Genomic DNA, 17018 nt, shown 5'->3' with positions numbered 1-17018 from the left:
ACTTCAACCCATTTCATCCTGCACAGGCAGATAGACACAGTACGGAGCAACACGATGACAAAGGCGCTCAAGGGCGTTCGCATTCTCGATTTCACCCACGTCCAGTCGGGACCGACCTGCACGCAATTGCTGGCCTGGTTTGGCGCCGACGTGATCAAGGTCGAGCGTCCCGGCGTCGGCGACATCACGCGCGGCCAGCTGCAGGACATTCCGAATGTGGACAGCCTGTATTTCACCATGCTGAACCACAACAAGCGCTCGATCACGCTCGACACCAAGAACCCGAAGGGCAAGGAAGTCCTCACCGCACTGATCAAGACTTGCGACGTGCTGGTGGAAAATTTCGGCCCCGGCGTGCTCGACCGCATGGGTTTTCCCTGGGAGAAGATCCAGAGCATCAACCCCAAGATGATCGTGGCCTCGATCAAGGGTTTTGGCCCCGGGCCGTACGAGGACTGCAAGGTGTATGAGAACGTCGCCCAGTGCACCGGCGGTGCAGCCTCGACCACCGGTTTCCGCGATGGGCTGCCGCTCGTCACCGGTGCGCAGATCGGCGACAGCGGCACCGGATTGCATCTGGCGCTTGGCATCGTCACCGCGCTTTATCAGCGCACCGTCACCGGCAAGGGCCAAAAGGTCACCGCCGCGATGCAGGACGGCGTTCTGAACCTCGCCCGCGTAAAACTGCGCGACCAGCAGCGCCTCGCCCATGGTCCGCTGAAGGAATACAGCCAGTTCGGCGAAGGCATTCCGTTCGGCGATGCCGTGCCGCGCGCCGGCAACGATTCCGGCGGCGGCCAGCCCGGCCGCATCCTCAAATGCAAAGGCTGGGAAACCGATCCCAACGCCTACATCTACTTCATCACCCAGGCGCCGGTGTGGGAGAAGATCTGCGACGTGATCGGCGAGCCGACCTGGAAGACCGATGCGAACTACGCCAAGCCGCCGGCCCGGCTGTCGCGGCTGAACGAGATTTTCGCGCGCATCGAACAGTGGACCATGACGAAGACAAAATTCGAGGCGATGGAAATCCTCAACAAGGACGACATCCCCTGCGGCCCGATCCTGTCGATGAAGGAGATCGCCGAAGACCAGTCGCTGCGCGCCACCGGCACCGTAGTCGAGGTCGATCATCCGACCCGCGGCAAGTACATCTCGGTCGGCAACCCGATCAAGCTGTCGGACTCTCCCAGCGAGGTGACACGCTCCCCGCTGCTCGGCGAGCACACCGACGAGATCCTGCGCCAGGTACTCGGCTTCAGCGATCACCAGGTCGCCGAAATCCACGATTCCGGCGCGCTCGACCCGCCACGGAAGCAGGCGGCCGAATAAGCCTGCTTGTACCCTGAATACAAAGGCCGCCGGCTTCCGGCGGCCTTTTTGCCGTCTGGGATGCCCGGCGTGGAATGCCACATCCACCTAATGTTGCAATGCACCCTTTCGCTTGCTGCTATGCAAACAAGCCCGTTGTTTTCTGGCATCTGGCATACATAAATGTCCTTAGATCATGAAGCGGCGCTGCTCCGCACCACGAAAAGGGGACCCACATGTCCAAGACTGCATCGATCGGCCTCTTGCCCTCCAGCACCCTGTTCGGCCGCCTGATGGCCGTGATCGACCGCCTGCTCACCGCCAGCAGCCGCATCGCCGTCCGCAACGGCGACCTGCCCTATTTCGGTCTTTAAGCCTTAAAATACAGGCTTTCGCGGTCGTGTCCGACCGGACCAATCGCTTGGCCTGAATGAATGGACCATCCATGGCCCCGGACCTCCGGGGCCATTTTTTGTGCAACTTGCCGCGTACATTTAGCAAGGGCTGCGACAAATCAGCCGGGAGGGCGATTGGAAGCATTATCCCCGTTGCGTCCTGGCATATCGCATACAAAGATGCCTTCCAACGGCGCTCGGTAAATGGCAGCGCTTTGGGAGGTAGGCCGTGCAGTCCACAAGGACAGCCAGGGCGATGGGGCCACAAGCGCCGGCGATTTCGCGCGCCGCTTCCCCTTTTCCACAACTCCCCCTTTGGCCGAAAGGAGCGGATGTCGCTCGGCCAAGTCTCCCGTACAATTCAAGCTTGCATCGGTTGCAGCAATGGAACCATTGCAGTGAGACGGTCATGAATGCGAGAAGGCCTACGTGGGCGCTTGCAATGAACCAAGCCGGCGACAGACCGGCATAACGATAACTGGATGGGAGTGAGATACATGAAACATGCTGCACATACCGCATTGGGGGCACTAGCTGCGCTGTTCGCCATCGGAACACTACCCGTGTTCGCGGCATGGGAACCGGTGCGGCCCGTCGAATTCATCGTGCCCGCCGGCACCGGCGGCGGCGCCGATCAGATGGCGCGAACGATTCAAGGCATCGTCACCAAGCACAATTTGATGAAACAGCCTATGGTTGTCATCAACAAATCGGGCGGCGCCGGCGGCGAAGGCTTTCTCGACGTCAAAGGATCAGCCAACAACCCGCACAAGATCATCATCACACTATCCAACCTCTTCACCACCCCGCTGGCGACGGGCATCCCCTTCAATTGGAAGGATCTGACGCCGGTGGCCATGCTGGCGCTCGACGAATTCGTGCTGTGGGTGAATGCCGACAAGCCTTACAAGACCGCCAAGGAATACATCGAAGCGGTGAAGGCAGCGCCCGCGGGCTCCATCAAGATGGGCGGCACCGGCTCGAAGCAGGAAGACCAGATCATCACGGTCGCGGTCGAGAAGACCACCGGCAGCAAGTTCACCTACATCCCCTATAAGGGCGGCGGCGAAGTCGCCGTTCAGCTGGTCGGCAACCACGTCGATTCCACCGTCAACAACCCGATCGAGGCTGTCGCCCAATGGCGCGGCGGCAAGCTGCGTCCGCTCTGCGTGTTCGATGCCCAGCCGATGAGCTACGACGAGCAGGTCGCGGACGGCAAGAGCTGGAAGGATATTCCGACCTGCAAGTCGCAGGGCCTCGACATGGAATACCTGATGCTGCGCGGCATCTTCATGGCGCCGAAGGCAACCAAGGACCAGGTCGAATATTACATCGATCTCTTCAAGAAGGTCCGCGCCACGCCCGAGTGGCAGGACTTCATGAAAAGCGGCGCGTTCAACACCACGTTCCTGACCGGGGCGGATTACGCCAAATGGGTCGAGGGCGAGGAAAAGCGTCACGAGACGCTGATGAAGGACGCCGGCTTCCTCGCTTCGGCGGGAAACTGACCGAACGATTGAGCCACGACGGACCGCAGCACCGACGCCGGGCCTTGCAGGCCGAGGCCCGGCTTCGCATGGAGTTTCGATGACAACAGGTTCAAGCAACGCAGGCCCCGCCCACAAGCTCGTGGAGGCAGGTGTCACCCTTCTCATCGCCCTGTTCGGCGCGATCGTGATCGCCGGCAGCCTGAAGGCGGGCGTCAACTGGGGCGCGGAAGGTCCGCGCGCCGGCTTCTTCCCCTTCTACATCGGGATCTTCATCGTAGCCTCAAGTGCGATCAACCTGTGGAACGGGTTGCGCGACGGCGATGACGGGCTGTTCGCGGAATGGGGACAACTCCGCCAGGTCATGAGCGTCGTGATTCCGACCGCGATCTATGTCGGCGCGATGCCGTTCACCGGCCTCTACATCGCCTCGATGGTCTTCATCGCCTGGTTCATGCGATGGCTGGGCAAATACCCGTGGCTGACGGTGCTGGCCGTCTCGCTCGGCATGCCCATCATTACCTATTTCATTTTCGAACGCTGGTTCTTGGTTCCGCTCCCGAAGGGGCCGGTCGAAGAATGGCTCGGTCTCTAACTACGCGCAGCGGCAGGAATCACGATGGAAGAACTCGTCAATCTGTTTCACGGCTTTGCGGTAGCGCTGCAACCCTTCAATATCATGGTCATGGTCCTCGGCATCGTGCTGGGCGTGCTGATCGGCGTGCTGCCGGGCCTCGGCGGCGCTAACGGCGTTGCGATCCTGCTGCCGTTGACCTTCAGCATGCCGCCGACCTCGGCCATCATCATGCTTTCCTGCATCTACTGGGGCGCGTTGTTCGGTGGGGCGATCACCTCGATCTTGTTCAACATCCCGGGCGAGCCATGGTCGGTGGCGACGACCTTCGACGGCTATCCAATGGCGCAGCAGGGCAAGGCCGGCGAAGCCCTGACCGCGGCGTTCACCTCCTCCTTTGTCGGCGCGCTGTTCGCCGTCGTAATGATCACGCTGGTGGCGCCGCTGGTCGCAAGCTTCGCCCTGCAATTCGGGCCCGCCGAAAAATTCGCGGTTTATTTCTTGGCGTTCTGCAGTTTCGTCGGCCTCAGCAAGGAGCCGCCGTTCAAGACCATCGCGGCCATGATGATCGGCTTTGCGCTGGCTGCGGTCGGCCTCGATTCCATCACCGGACAGTTGCGGCTGACCTTCGGCATCACCCATCTGCTCAACGGCTTCGACTTCCTCATCGCCGTCATCGGGCTGTTCGGCATCGGCGAGATCCTGCTGACGATGGAGGAAGGACTGGCCTTCCGCGGCGGCAACGCCAAGATCAACCTGCGCGTGGTGATCCAGACCTGGAAAGAATTGCCGTCCTACTGGGTTACCTCAGTGCGCTCCTGCCTGATCGGCTGCTGGATGGGCGTCACGCCGGCCGGTGCGACCCCCGCCTCGTTCATGAGCTACGGCATCGCCAAGCGCGTCTCAAAGCGCGGCAGCAATTTCGGCAAGGGCGAAATCGAAGGCGTGGTTGCGCCGGAGACCGCGGCGCATGCCGCGGGCACTGCAGCCCTGCTGCCGATGCTTTCGCTCGGCGTGCCGGGGTCGCCGACGGCGGCCGTGCTGCTCGGCGGCCTACTGATCTGGGGCCTGCAGCCTGGGCCGATGCTGTTCGTCGAACAGAAGGAATTCGTCTGGGGCCTGATCGCCTCGATGTATCTCGGCAATATCGTCGGCCTGATCGTCGTCCTGACGTGTGTGCCAGTGTTCGCCGCCATCCTGCGCGTGCCCTTCAGCATCATCGCGCCGCTCATCCTGGTGCTCTGCGCGATCGGCGCCTATTCAGTCCACAGTTCGACGTTCGACGTGGTGCTGATGCTGGTGTTCGGCGTGATCGGCTACCTGCTCAAGAAGTGCAACTATCCGCTCGCGCCGCTGGTGCTTGCGATTGTGCTCGGCGACAAGGCCGAAGAAGCCTTCAGGCAATCGCTGCTGGGATCTCAGGGATCGCTCGGCATCTTCTTCTCCAACACGCTGGTCAGCACCATCATGGCGCTCGGTTTGGTCGCGCTGTTCTGGTCGCTGATTCAGCAGGGCTACACCCGGCTGCGCGGCGAGGTTCACAAGCCGGCATAAGCCTACAAGAACCAATAAAATCCTGATGTGGCGAGGCGGGGCATTCGATGCCCCGCCTTTTTTCGTTCGCGAATGCAGCAATCACCGACGCAAAAGAAACTGCGACATTCTGACAAGATTTCTCTTGTCTACTGGCATAACATATACCAATCTCTCGCATCGAGCTGTCGTAAAATAGAAACAGCCTATGGAGGGAAGATGACGGATACAGTTCAAGGAGCAGCCCCCGTTGAGGCGGCTCGGGTCAGTGACGCGTATCGCTGGACCCAATTGACCATCGGCGTGCTCGCGATGGTGATGATTGCGAACTACCAATATGGCTGGACTTTCTTCGTTCCGGACATCCAGAAAAAGTTCGGATGGGATCGCGCTTCGATCCAGTGGGCATTCACCCTTTTCGTGCTGTTCGAGACCTGGCTGGTGCCGGTCGAAGGTTGGTTCGTTGACAAATACGGTCCGCGAATCGTCGTCCTGGTCGGCGGCGTGCTGTGCGCGATCGGTTGGGCGATCAACGCGCAGGCAACCACGCTCAATGGCTACTATCTCGGCATGATCGTCGCCGGCATCGGCGCCGGGGGCGTGTACGGCACCTGTGTCGGCAACGCGCTGAAATGGTTTCCCGATAAGCGAGGCCTCGCCGCCGGCATCACCGCCGCCGGCTTCGGCGCTGGATCGGCGCTGACGGTCGCGCCGATCCAGGCGATGATCAAGGACTCCGGCTTCCAGACCACTTTCCTGTATTTCGGACTTGGCCAAGGCATCATCATCGTGATCCTCGCCTTCTTCCTGTTCTCGCCGAAGGCCGGACAAGTGCCTGCTGTGACGCAGAACGCCAACGTCATCCAGACAAGGCGCAATTATCAGCCGACCGAGGTGATCCGTCAGCCGATCTTCTGGCTGATGTATTTCATGTTCGTGATCGTCGGCGCCGGCGGATTGATGGTCACCGCCAACCTCAAGCCGATCGCCGTCGACTGGAAGGTCGACAGTGTGCCGGTCACGCTGATGGCGGTGACGATGACGGCCGTAACGTTCGCGGCCACGATCGACCGCGTGCTCAATGGCCTGACCCGCCCCTTCTTCGGCTGGATCTCGGACATGATCGGGCGTGAGAACACCATGTTCATTGCATTCGGCATGGAAGGCATCGGCATCTGGGGCCTCTACATGCTCGGTCACGATCCGGTCTGGTTCGTGCTGCTGTCGGGCTTCGTGTTCTTTGCCTGGGGTGAGATCTACTCGCTGTTCCCGTCGACCTGCACCGATACCTTCGGTTCGAAGTTCGCGACCACCAATGCCGGCCTGCTCTACACGGCAAAGGGCACCGCGGCGCTGCTGGTGCCGGTGGCGAACTACATGCAGCAGTCTTCAGGCACCTGGGACAACGTGTTCATCGTCGCTGCCGGTGCAAACATCCTGGCCTCCGTGCTCGCGATCGCCGTGCTCAAGCCGTGGCGCAAATCCGTCGTCGCCAGATCGCAGATAGCGGCCTGATCCAACGGATCGGTTATCTCCAAATAGGCGCGCTCATCCTCCGGGATGGGCGCGTTTCTTTTGCCCGGACCGCCTCTGGTATACCTGAAGGCATATGGACCGGAGCAGAGACACAATCTGTTCTGCGCCGGCCCCGTCACCGGACGGAAAACGTCAGTAAGACTGCCTGTTTATCGTTAGCTCGACGTCAGATTTCCATTACCACGCGTGTTGACAATTGGCATTATGTATACCAGACTTCGTCTATAGTTCATCAAGGAGGTTGCCATGCAAGTCGGAGATATCCTGCGCAAGAAGACCGCCCGTGTCGCAACGGTCCGCATGAACGAAACAGTCGCGATTGCCGCGCAACTGATGCGCTCCAGCAATATCAGCGCGCTGGTGGTGAAGGATGTCGTTCGCACCGAGGGCAACACCGCGGTCGGCATGTTCACCGAACGCGATGTCGTGCGCGCGGTCGCCGAGCACGGCGCCGCCGGCATCAACATGCGCGTGTCGCAATTCATCTCCGTACAGCAACTCGTCTGCTGCACGCCGACGGATACGCTCGAGCACGTCCGTCACCTCATGAGCAAGCATCACATCCGCCACGTGCCCGTGATCGACAATTACAGCCTGATCGGCGTCGTCAGCATTCGCGACATCTCGACCGCGTTCGATGACGAAGCCACGCCGTTCCAGCTCGCCGCGACCGGCTGAACTCCGCCTTCCTACCCCGGGGCGCTCTCCCCGGGAAGGACGACATCCCACCGCAAAACCGGGCTCACCTCCTGTCGCAAAACAGGCGCTCCCAAACCTGCGCCGACATTTCGGCGTGCCGGAAAACATCATCTTTGCGAGGACGCATGGCGCGTAATATCCTGATCCTCGGGGCCTCGTACGGCTCGCTGCTCGCAACAAAGCTCCTGATGGCGGGTCACAACGTGACCCTGGTTTGCCGAAAACAAACGGCCGAACTCATCAACCGTGACGGCACGGAAGTCCGCATCAAGCTGCGCGACGAAGCCGCGCACCGGCCGATCCTCTCACGCGACCTGCCTGGTGTCCTCGACGCGGTCGAGCCCGGCGACGTCGATCCTTCCCGCTATGATCTGGTCGGCCTTGCGATGCAGGAGCCGCAATACGCCGCACGCACGATGCGGCTTCTGATGATCAATATTGCAGAAGCGCGCCTGCCTTGCCTTTCAATCATGAACATGCCCCCTCTGCCGTATCTCAAGCGCATCCCGGCGCTTGCGGAAATGGAGCTGGAGATGGCCTATACCAACGCTGCGGTATGGGATCGGTTTGAACCGGGCCTGATGTCGCTCTGCTCCCCGGATCCGCAGGCCTTCCGTCCTCCGGAGGATGCGGCGAATGTCCTTCATGTCGGCCTGCCGACAAACTTCAAGGCAGCGTCATTTGCGGATGACCAGCACAATCTGCTGCTTCGGGAGCTGGAAGCTGACATTGATGCGGTGCGGCTGGATGGCCAGGATGTTCCGGTAAAACTCAAGCTATTCGATTCGATGTTCGTCCCTCTGGCGAAATGGTCGATGCTGCTGACCGGCAACTACCGCTGTTTCACGCCGCAGGATCCGCGATCGATCCGCGACGCGGTGCACGGCGATATCAGTCTCTCGCAGTCGATCTATGACCATGTCGACCGAATCGCCCACCGCCTGGGCGCCGATCCCGCCGATCAAGTGCCTTTCGAGAAATACGCCAAGGCCGCGGAAAGCCTTTTGAAACCGTCGTCAGCGGCCCGGGCGGTCGCCGGTGGTTCACCTGCCATCGAGCGCGTGGACCTGCTGGTGAAACTGATTTCCCATCAACTTGGCATCCCCAATGCCGAAATCGACCGTACGGTCCAGATCGTCGACCAGAAACTCAATGAGGGCTACATGGCCGGCGCGATGCGAGGTACTCGGATCGCCGTGGCGTAGGTCTTAAGGGATGTTGTGGCGGCGCCGCCCCGCCCCGCAAATCGAGTGATCCAAACGCCGGTCCCGCTCGTTTACCTACGACAAGTTCCCCTTGAGCGGCGCAATGTCTCGTGGTTTCCAAACGATCCGAATGCTGTCAAGAACGCCGCGCCCGACGGTACCATTCCGGACGGGTTGGCGACCATGCAACGAAAGGCCCAGACTGACGGTGGAGTGGGCGACCCTGATCGGGCGCGTCGCTGACGGTGACCGCGAGGCGTTCCAGCGCCTGTTCGAGCATTTTGCCCCGCGCGTGAAGGGTTTGATGCTGAAGACCGGCGCCAGCAGCGACGATGCGGAGGAAATCGCGCAGGAAACCCTGCTTGCGGTATGGCGGAAGGCTGTGCAGTTCGATCCAGTCTCCGCGGGCGCTGCCGCCTGGATCTACACGATTGCCCGAAACCTCCGGATCGACGCGGTACGGCGGGCGGCCCGCACGGGCACTGTCGATCTGGACGCCGAACTCGATTACCTCGTCGATCCGGCCGAGCCGGCCGATGACGTCATGGCTCGCAATGACGAGGCCGGCCGCATCGCGCGGGCGCTGTCGAGCCTCTCCGAGGAGCAATCCATGGCGATCCGGCTGTCGTTCATCGAGGAGCGCCCACATCCGGAAATCGCCGGTGCGCTCGGGATACCTCTGGGGACGGTGAAATCCAGGATCAGATTGGCGATGAACCGGCTGCGAGCCATGTTGGACGAAACGAAATGAGTGTGATGCATCATCCTCCTGCGGAATTGCTGGCAGGTTTTTCCGCCGGGACCCTCGATCCCGGCGAACATCTCGCCGTCGCCGTCCATGTGTCGGGCTGTCCGGCATGCCGGCGGCTGGTGCGTGCGATCGAAGGTGTCGGCGGATCGGCGCTCGAGGCCACCGAACCTGCCGCAATGAAGGCCGGCGCGTTCGAGGCCGTCATGGACAAGGCTGGCCAATCGCCGTCCCATTCCCATGCGCTTGCCGACCGCTCCACGGATGACGATCTGCCAAAAGTGCTGAGGCATTACCGCATCGGACGGCGCCGCTGGGTCGCCCCGGGCGTCAGCATGCGGCCGATCGAATTGCCGGGCCGGTCAAGCTCGCGCGCGTTCCTGCTCCGGTCGGACCCTGGCACGCATATGCTCGAGCATACCCATACAGGGACGGAACTGACCTGCGTCCTGCGGGGCAGCTTCAGCCACGAGGGCGGCCGGTTCGGCCCGGGCGATTTCGATTTTGGCGACGATACGCTCGATCACCAGCCGACCGTCGGCGAAGGCGAGCCCTGCCTCTGCCTGGTGGCCATGACCGGCGATCTCCGGATCAACGGCTTCTTCGGCCGCCTCATTGGTCCCTTCGTTCGGCTCTGAGACAAATGATCCCGTCCAATCCGTTCCGGTGATCCAGCCGCCCGATGGAATCGTTTCTACCCGGGAGCACGCTTCAACCCGGGACCATCGGATGAAAATCGGAACAGCATCGACCGCAGAAAGCAGGGACCATCTCTCCGCACTGATCGCCCGCGCCGCCGAGGGCGAAGACGCCGCTTTCTCCGAACTCTACGCGCTGACCAGCCGGAAGATGCGCAAGACGATATCCGTTGTTCACTCTCGCGGCGCCGATATCGAGGACATCCTTCAGGATGCGTACCTAAAAATCTGGCGGAGCGCTCATAACTTCGATCCGGATCGATCCTCCCCGATCAGCTGGATGTCCGTGATCGCCCGCAACACCGCAATCGATGCGCTCCGCCTCAAGACGCTGCCGACCACCGATCTGGACCTCGCCTTGTCGATGCCGGAACCAGTGCCGGACGGCGGCGACGATTTCGACTACGACCGCGCCCGGCCGATCGCCGCGACCGCAATCCGCCAGCTTCCGCATGACCGCCAGACGCTGCTGTCGCTCGCCTATATCGACGGCGAAAGCCGGCAATCATTGTCGAAACGTTTTGGCGTGCCAGTCGGCACCATCAAGACCTGGCTGCGGCGAACGCTGGAAACGGTGCGAAATGACTGCGCGGCATTCGAGGCCCAGGCGGCGAGCTGATCGGGTTTTCCATGCTTGCTGCTAGTTGAGGCGAACGATTGCGAAATTAAGCGCGGATGCAAAGACGACCCAGGCGGCGTACGGGATAAAAAGTCCGGCCGAAATCCTGTCATCGGGCCACTGCCTTGCGACGAAGGCCAAGATCGCGGCGAGAAGCGACAATATTACGACAAGCGCCACGCCCGGCCAGTGCGCGGTAAAGAAGACCGGGGACCACAGCAAGTTGAGCGCCATCTGCGCCCACCACAGCGTCATCGCCATCGAATGGCGGTCACGTTCCCAGGTTCGCCAGCCCGCGATGGCCACAAGCAGATAGACGATGGACCAGACCGGGCCAAAGACCCAGTTTGGCGGACTGAACCACGGCTTGGCGAGCGCGGCATACCAACCTCCTGGCGGGTTGAGCAGGCCTGTCGCAAAGCCCGCACTGACCACGAGGACGACAAAGATCGCTAGCCGCAAATGTCGCATCGGTCGCCTTGTCCCCTCGTGGCACTACCTAGAACGTCGAACGAATATCCGCGGATCAAATCGGCAACGCAACCGCTGGCCCCTTGGCGGGACTGTTCGCACTGCGGAACAAGCCGCGCTTTTGCATGCTGGCGTTGCCCTGAGGCCCGTTCCGCCCCGGTAGACTTTTGCGGGGGGTGACGGCATCCTGCCCTACGAAATCTCACAAAATGACGTCCGGACGATCCCGCCGTCAAAAATGACAGGAAAGAGCATTCTCCAGCCGGAAAATGCTCATGGAAACCAGAGGGCAGACATGAAGACGCGATTCACCGAGCTTGTTGGCGTTGAACACCCGATCGTCCAGGGCGGCATGCAATGGGTGGGACGCGCCGAACTCGTCGCCGCCGTCTCCAACGCCGGTGCGCTCGGGCTGATCACCGCGCTGACCCAACCGACACCGGAGGATCTCACCAAGGAAATCGCGCGCTGCCGCGAGATGACCGACAAGCCGTTTGGGGTCAATCTCACCATCCTGCCCGCGATCAAGCCCCCGCCTTACGCCGAGTATCGCCAGGCCATCATCGAGGCCGGCATCAAGATCGTGGAAACCGCCGGCAACAAGCCGCAGGAGCATGTCGACGAGTTCAAGAAGCACGGCGTCAAGATCATCCACAAATGCACCAGCGTTCGCCATGGCCTGTCGGCGGAGCGGATGGGCGTCGACGCCATCTCGATCGACGGTTTTGAATGCGCCGGCCATCCCGGCGAGGACGACACGCCCGGCCTGATCCTGATCCCGGCCGCCGCCGACAAGATCAAGATTCCGATGATCGCCTCGGGAGGCTTCGCCGACGGCCGCGGGCTTGTTGCTGCGCTGGCACTCGGCGCCGAAGGCATCAACATGGGCACGCGCTTCATGTGCACCAGGGAGAGCCCGATCCACCAGCTCGTCAAGGAACGCATCGTCGCCAATGACGAGCGCGAGACCGAACTGATTTTCCGCACCATGCGCAACACCTCGCGCGTCGCCAAGAACGCGATCTCGAGCAAGGTGGTCGCGATGGAGAAGGAAGGCGCAAAATTCGAGGACGTGCGCGAACTCGTCGCCGGCGCCCGCGGCAAGATGGTGTATGCGACCGGCGATGCCGACGAGGGCATCTGGTCGGCCGGCCAGGTCCAGGGCCTGATCCACGACATTCCGACCTGCGCCGAACTGGTCTCCCGCATCATGCGCGACGCGGAAGCGATTATCCGCAGCCGGCTCGAGGGCATGGTGTCGGGTGCGCAGCGCCAGGCCGCGGAATAAGCGGATTGACGCGAGAAACAAGACGGGCCGCCGAACAGGCGGCCTGCGCCTCCAATAAAGAGAAGAGCCCATGAAAGCCTATGTCTACGGCGCCAACGGCCCCGAAATCACCGACGTCGCAAAGCCCTCGCCAAAGGGCACGCAGGTGCTGGTCAAGGTCCATGCCTGCGGCCTCAACCGCGCCGACCTCGGCATGACCAAGGGCCATGTGCACGGCGCGGCCGGCGGCGTCGGCACCGTGCTCGGCATGGAATGGGCGGGCGAAGTCGCCGAGCTCGGACCCGACGCCAAAGGCGTCAAGGTCGGCGACAAGATCATGGGCTCGGGCGGTTCGGCGTTCGCCGAATACACGCTGGCCGACCACGGCCGGCTGTTCCGCGCCCCATCGAACATGAATTTTGAGGAAGCGGCCACCCTCCCCGTCGCACTCGCCACCATGCACAACGCGGTCGTTACGGCAGGCGCCCTTCAGAAAGGCCAGACCGTGCTGATCCAGGGCGCCAGCTCCGGCGTCGGGCTGATGGCGATGCAGATCGCAAAATTCAAGGGCGCCAAGCTCGTGGTCGGCTCGTCCACCGACGCGATGCGCCGCAGCCGGCTTAAGGAATTCGGTGCGGATCTCGCGATCGACTCCAAGGACCCCGGCTGGGTCAACCAGGTGCTGCAGGCCACCGGCGGCGAAGGCGTCGATCTGATCGTCGATCAGGTCTCGGGCCCGGTCGCAAACCAGAATCTGAAAGCCACCAAGGTCAAGGGCCGCATCGTCAATGTCGGCCGGCTCGGCGGCACCCATGGCGACTTCAATTTCGACCTGCACGCCGCGCGCCGCATCAACTATATCGGCGTCACCTTCCGAACCCGTACCATCGAGGAAGTCCGCGAGATCTTTGACGAGGTCCGCAAAGACATCTGGGCCGCAGTGGAATCGCGAAAACTGCAGTTGCCGATCGACAAGGTCTACCCGTTCGCCGAGATCGGAGCAGCGTTCGAGCACATGGAAGCCAACCAGCACCTCGGCAAGATCGTGGTGGCGCTGTAGGTGCGCAACGCGGACCAGCTTACAGTTCGCAGGCGCGTTAGCCGGGTGTAATCCGCCTATTCCAGCGGCCGCTCTGTTACGTCGAGAATAGACCCGACGCCCTGCCGCAGATCGCTTGTTACCGCGCCCTCGAGCGCGAAGGCGCAAAGCGAGCGGCCGGTGACATCGTAGACATGACCGAAGGAATGCGTGGCAGGCGGCGCCTCCGGCTGGGCCGTGTCGATCAGGCCGACCCAGCGCCGGCCTTCGGCCACCTCGGGCAGCGTGAACGGGACGACATCGTGGTGGGCGTTAAAGACGATCAGCAACGTCGCGTCCGATCCGCGCCGCTGGATGCCGCTTTCCTGCGCACGGCCGTCGAGCAGCATGCCGAAGCAGCGGGCGTTGCCGTCTTGCCATTGCTCGGTTGTCATTTCAGTGGCCGCCGGGGTGAGCCATGTAACGTCGGTGACGTCGAGTTCCTCGTTGCGCGATCCGACCAGAAAGCGGCTGCGATACAGGATGGGAAACGCCTTGCGGGTCGCGATCAGGCGGCGGGTGAATTCCCGCAGCGCCCGGCCGCTCGGCGGTATCCCGAGCCAGTTCGGCCAGTTGATATCGTTGTCCTGCGCATACGCATTGTTGTTGCCATTCTGCGTGTGGCCGAACTCGTCGCCCGCCAGCAGCATGGGCGTGCCGTGCGAGAGCAGCACGGTGGCCAGCAAGTTCCGCTTCTGCCGCTCGCGCAGCTCCAGGATATCAGGATCGTCGGTCGGACCCTCCACGCCGTGATTCCAGGAATGGTTGTTGGAATGGCCGTCGCGGTTGTCTTCGCCGTTCGCCTCGTTGTGCTTGTCGTTGTAGGATACGAGGTCGTTGAGATTGAAACCGTCATGGGCGGTGACGAAGTTGATGCTGGCCCACGGTTTGCGGCCGCGCTTGTTGAAGAGATCGCCCGATCCCGAAATGCGCTTCGCCAGGTCGGGTAACAGCCCGGCATCGCCCTTCCAGTAGCTGCGCACCGTATCGCGAAACTTGTCATTCCATTCCGCCCATCCCGGCGGAAACTGGCCGACCTGGTAACCGCCCGGCCCGATGTCCCAGGGCTCGGCAATCAGCTTGACGCCTGACAGCACCGGGTCCTGCCGGCAGGCATCGAGAAAGCCGCCGCCTTCATCGAAGCCGTAGGGTTCGCGCGCGAGAATGGTGGCGAGATCGAATCGGAATCCGTCGACCCGCATTTCGGTCGCCCAATAGCGGAGCGAATCGGCCACCATCTGCAGCACGCGCGGATGCGAGAGGTTGACGGTATTTCCGGTACCGGTGTCGTTGATGTAGTAGCGGCGCTGATCCGGCAGCAGCCGGTAATAGCTCGCGTTGTCGATCCCCTTGAACGACAGCGTAGGGCCCAGTTCGTTGCCCTCGGCGGTATGGTTGTACACAACGTCCAGGATCACCTCGAGACCATGGGCGTGAAACTGATTGATCATGGTCTTGAATTCGCTGGCTCCGTCGGTGCGCAGATAGCGCGTCTCCGGCGCAAAGAAGCCGATCGAATTGTAACCCCAGTAGTTTCGCAGGCCCTTGTCGACGAGATAGCTGTCGTCGACGAAGGAATGGATCGGCAACAGCTCGACGCTGGTGACGCCGAGCGAGCGCAGATAGGCCGGGATCGCGGCATGGGAAAGGCCTGCGAAGGTGCCTCGGTCGGATTCCGGAATCAGCGGGTGACGCTGGGTAAAGCCCTTGACGTGCATCTCGTAGATGATCGTGCGCGCCCACGACGTCTCGGGTTTGCGCGACGGCCCCCAAGTGAACGCCGGATCGATCACGCGGCACTTGAGCATGTAAGGCGCGCTGTCGCGGCCATCGAACGATTTATCCTTGTCAGGATGATCGAGCTGATAACCGAACAGCTCCGGCGCCCACTTCAATTCGCCGACGAGCTGTTTTGCATACGGATCGATCAACAGCTTGTTCGGATTGAATCGATGGCCTGCGTCGGGCTCGTACGACCCGTGCACTCGATAGCCGTAGACGGTGCCGGGCCGCGCGGTCGGGAGGTAGCCGTGCCAGACTTCGTCGGTGTACTCCGGCAGGTCGAAGCGCTCGATCTCGTACTCGCCGGCGTCATCGAAAATGCAGAGCTCGACTTTCGTGGCGTGCGCCGAGAACAGCGCGAAGTTGACGCCGAGGCCGTCCCATGTCGCCCCGAGCGGAAACGGCTTGCCCTCGCGGATGGTCGAGCGCCGCAACGCCATGGCAGCGCCGAGCAGTGACTGGTTCGGTGACGGTTTGATCGGTTTCATTCGTGGCGGCCCCCTCACGCGGCAACCGCCCAGCCGCCCAATAAGTTCCACCCCGCACGCAATAATGCGCGCCCCTGCTCAGCGCGGCTCGCCTGAAAATCCCTGCCGCAGCGCCGCCAGAAGGTCGAGCGCGGCTTGCGGCAGCGGGCCTTTTTCCACGGCCGCCAGCGCGTCCTCGAACTGCTGCGGCGTCGCCATGCCGACCAAAATCGTGCCCATTGCCGGATGCGACAGCGCAAACCGCGTTGCCGCTTCGATCAGGCTGGCGGCGAATCCCTCCTCCACCAGCGGCATCAGGCGACGCGCACGATCGATATCGGCACCGTAGTGCATCGCTGAACCGATCGGCTCGGGCGCAGGGCTCGCGATCGGATGACGCTCGGCCGAGCCCGATAGCGCGCCGCCGGCCAGTACCCGAATGCGGATAACGCCGACACCGGCGGCCGCAGTTGCATCGAACAGCCGTGCATAATCCTGCGCCGGATAGCCCGTCGGCAATTCGACCGCCGCTGACGGATTGAGCATGTTGTAGACGACCTGTGCGCTGTCGAAGACGCGCGCCTCGATCACCTGATGCAGCGCCGCCGTATCACCGACCGCCGTCAGCCCCAGAAAGCGGATCTTGCCCTGCTGGCGTTGCCGCTCGAACGCAGGAGCGACCTCGTCGAGCACCTGCCGGACACTGAGCGACGATCCGCCGCCGCTTTCGGTAATCGGATTGTGCAGGTGAAAGATATCGACCCGCTCGCGGCGCAGCCGCGCCAGGCTGCCTTCGAGCGATGTTTTGACGGCATCGTCGATGCGGCCAAACTCGCCCGGCGGCACGCGGACCTTGGTGCCGACGACGACATTGGCCGGCTTCAGCGCCTGCAGGATGCGGCCGAGATTGCTTTCCGACTGCCCGTGCCCGTACTGAACCGCCGTGTCGAAATAATTGACGCCCGCCGCGATCGCGCGCGCAACGGTGCGCTCCTGGTCGGCGGCATCGCCGCGCACCATCAATCCACCCACCGCGCCGCAGCCAAAGCCCAGCACCGAGATCTGCATTTTCGTGCGGCCAAAGACCCGCATTTCCATCGCTGTTCCTCCGGATGATCCGGAAGATTATGCGATGTCGAATGGCCGCG

At 62.2% G+C, this 17018-nt stretch carries 16 protein-coding genes; 13 read left to right on the top strand and 3 right to left on the bottom strand.

The features are described from left to right. Nucleotides 1–54: 54 nt before the first annotated feature. The 11 genes from frc (at nucleotide 55) to QUH67_RS12615 (ending at nucleotide 10805) form a co-directional block, all read left to right on the top strand. Nucleotides 55–1332 carry a formyl-CoA transferase gene (frc, locus tag QUH67_RS12665; protein WP_300947029.1) on the top strand — a complete coding sequence of 426 codons (1278 nt, stop codon included), beginning with the start codon at nucleotides 55–57 and terminating at the stop codon, nucleotides 1330–1332. 215 nt (nucleotides 1333–1547) lie between these two features. Further along, nucleotides 1548–1685: a hypothetical protein gene (locus tag QUH67_RS12660; protein ID WP_300947028.1), complete on the top strand. Its 138-nt coding sequence runs from the start codon at nucleotides 1548–1550 to the stop codon at nucleotides 1683–1685. Between the two features lie 518 nt (nucleotides 1686–2203). Next, complete coding sequence (locus tag QUH67_RS12655) at nucleotides 2204–3214, top strand: Bug family tripartite tricarboxylate transporter substrate binding protein (protein WP_300947027.1); 1011 nt, start codon at nucleotides 2204–2206, stop codon at nucleotides 3212–3214. 79 nt (nucleotides 3215–3293) lie between these two features. Continuing rightward, the gene (locus tag QUH67_RS12650) at nucleotides 3294–3788 is read left to right on the top strand and encodes a tripartite tricarboxylate transporter TctB family protein (protein WP_300947026.1); all 495 of its coding nucleotides are present in this window, start codon (nucleotides 3294–3296) and stop codon (nucleotides 3786–3788) included. Nucleotides 3789–3812: 24 nt separating this feature from the next. After that, nucleotides 3813–5321 carry a tripartite tricarboxylate transporter permease gene (locus QUH67_RS12645; protein WP_300947025.1) on the top strand — a complete coding sequence of 503 codons (1509 nt, stop codon included), beginning with the start codon at nucleotides 3813–3815 and terminating at the stop codon, nucleotides 5319–5321. A gap of 198 nt (nucleotides 5322–5519) precedes the next feature. Continuing rightward, the gene (oxlT, locus tag QUH67_RS12640) at nucleotides 5520–6815 is read left to right on the top strand and encodes an oxalate/formate MFS antiporter (protein WP_300947024.1); all 1296 of its coding nucleotides are present in this window, start codon (nucleotides 5520–5522) and stop codon (nucleotides 6813–6815) included. Between the two features lie 267 nt (nucleotides 6816–7082). Further along, nucleotides 7083–7514 (top strand): CBS domain-containing protein, encoded by a 432-nt coding sequence (locus QUH67_RS12635; protein WP_300947023.1) that lies wholly within the window; start codon nucleotides 7083–7085, stop codon nucleotides 7512–7514. Between the two features lie 146 nt (nucleotides 7515–7660). Continuing rightward, entirely contained in the window at nucleotides 7661–8740 is a 1080-nt protein-coding gene (locus QUH67_RS12630) for a ketopantoate reductase family protein (RefSeq protein ID WP_300947022.1), read from the top strand. A gap of 208 nt (nucleotides 8741–8948) precedes the next feature. Next, the gene (locus QUH67_RS12625) at nucleotides 8949–9491 is read left to right on the top strand and encodes a sigma-70 family RNA polymerase sigma factor (RefSeq protein WP_300947021.1); all 543 of its coding nucleotides are present in this window, start codon (nucleotides 8949–8951) and stop codon (nucleotides 9489–9491) included. Further along, complete coding sequence (locus tag QUH67_RS12620; RefSeq protein ID WP_300947020.1) at nucleotides 9488–10126, top strand: ChrR family anti-sigma-E factor; 639 nt, start codon at nucleotides 9488–9490, stop codon at nucleotides 10124–10126. The genes QUH67_RS12625 and QUH67_RS12620 overlap by 4 nt, the downstream gene beginning before the upstream one ends. Nucleotides 10127–10217: 91 nt before the next feature. Beyond that, a complete protein-coding gene (locus tag QUH67_RS12615; RefSeq protein WP_300947019.1) occupies nucleotides 10218–10805 on the top strand; it encodes a sigma-70 family RNA polymerase sigma factor in 588 nt (195 codons plus the stop codon). Nucleotides 10806–10826: 21 nt separating this feature from the next. Here QUH67_RS12615 and QUH67_RS12610 read toward each other — a convergent pair whose 3' ends face one another. Further along, a complete protein-coding gene (locus QUH67_RS12610; protein WP_300947018.1) occupies nucleotides 10827–11240 on the bottom strand; it encodes a TspO/MBR family protein in 414 nt (137 codons plus the stop codon). Between the two features lie 331 nt (nucleotides 11241–11571). Here QUH67_RS12610 and QUH67_RS12605 point away from each other — a divergent pair, with 331 nt between their 5' ends. Both QUH67_RS12605 and QUH67_RS12600 read left to right on the top strand, forming a co-directional pair. Continuing rightward, nucleotides 11572–12564 carry an NAD(P)H-dependent flavin oxidoreductase gene (locus QUH67_RS12605; RefSeq protein ID WP_300947017.1) on the top strand — a complete coding sequence of 331 codons (993 nt, stop codon included), beginning with the start codon at nucleotides 11572–11574 and terminating at the stop codon, nucleotides 12562–12564. A gap of 70 nt (nucleotides 12565–12634) precedes the next feature. Then, a complete protein-coding gene (locus QUH67_RS12600; protein ID WP_300947016.1) occupies nucleotides 12635–13603 on the top strand; it encodes a zinc-binding dehydrogenase in 969 nt (322 codons plus the stop codon). A gap of 56 nt (nucleotides 13604–13659) precedes the next feature. Here QUH67_RS12600 and glgX read toward each other — a convergent pair whose 3' ends face one another. Beyond that, the gene (glgX, locus tag QUH67_RS12595; protein WP_300947015.1) at nucleotides 13660–15891 is read right to left on the bottom strand and encodes a glycogen debranching protein GlgX; all 2232 of its coding nucleotides are present in this window, start codon (nucleotides 15889–15891) and stop codon (nucleotides 13660–13662) included. A gap of 78 nt (nucleotides 15892–15969) precedes the next feature. Continuing rightward, on the bottom strand, nucleotides 15970–16968 hold the full coding sequence (locus QUH67_RS12590) for an aldo/keto reductase (RefSeq protein WP_300947014.1): 999 nt from the start codon (nucleotides 16966–16968) through the stop codon (nucleotides 15970–15972). Between the last annotated feature and the right edge of the window lie 50 nt (nucleotides 16969–17018).

The organism is Bradyrhizobium roseum (genome assembly GCF_030413175.1).
Classification (GTDB): domain Bacteria; phylum Pseudomonadota; class Alphaproteobacteria; order Rhizobiales; family Xanthobacteraceae; genus Bradyrhizobium; species Bradyrhizobium roseum.
The sequence above is the reverse complement of the archived record's forward strand: the minus strand, read 5'-3'. Positions and strand labels throughout refer to the sequence as shown.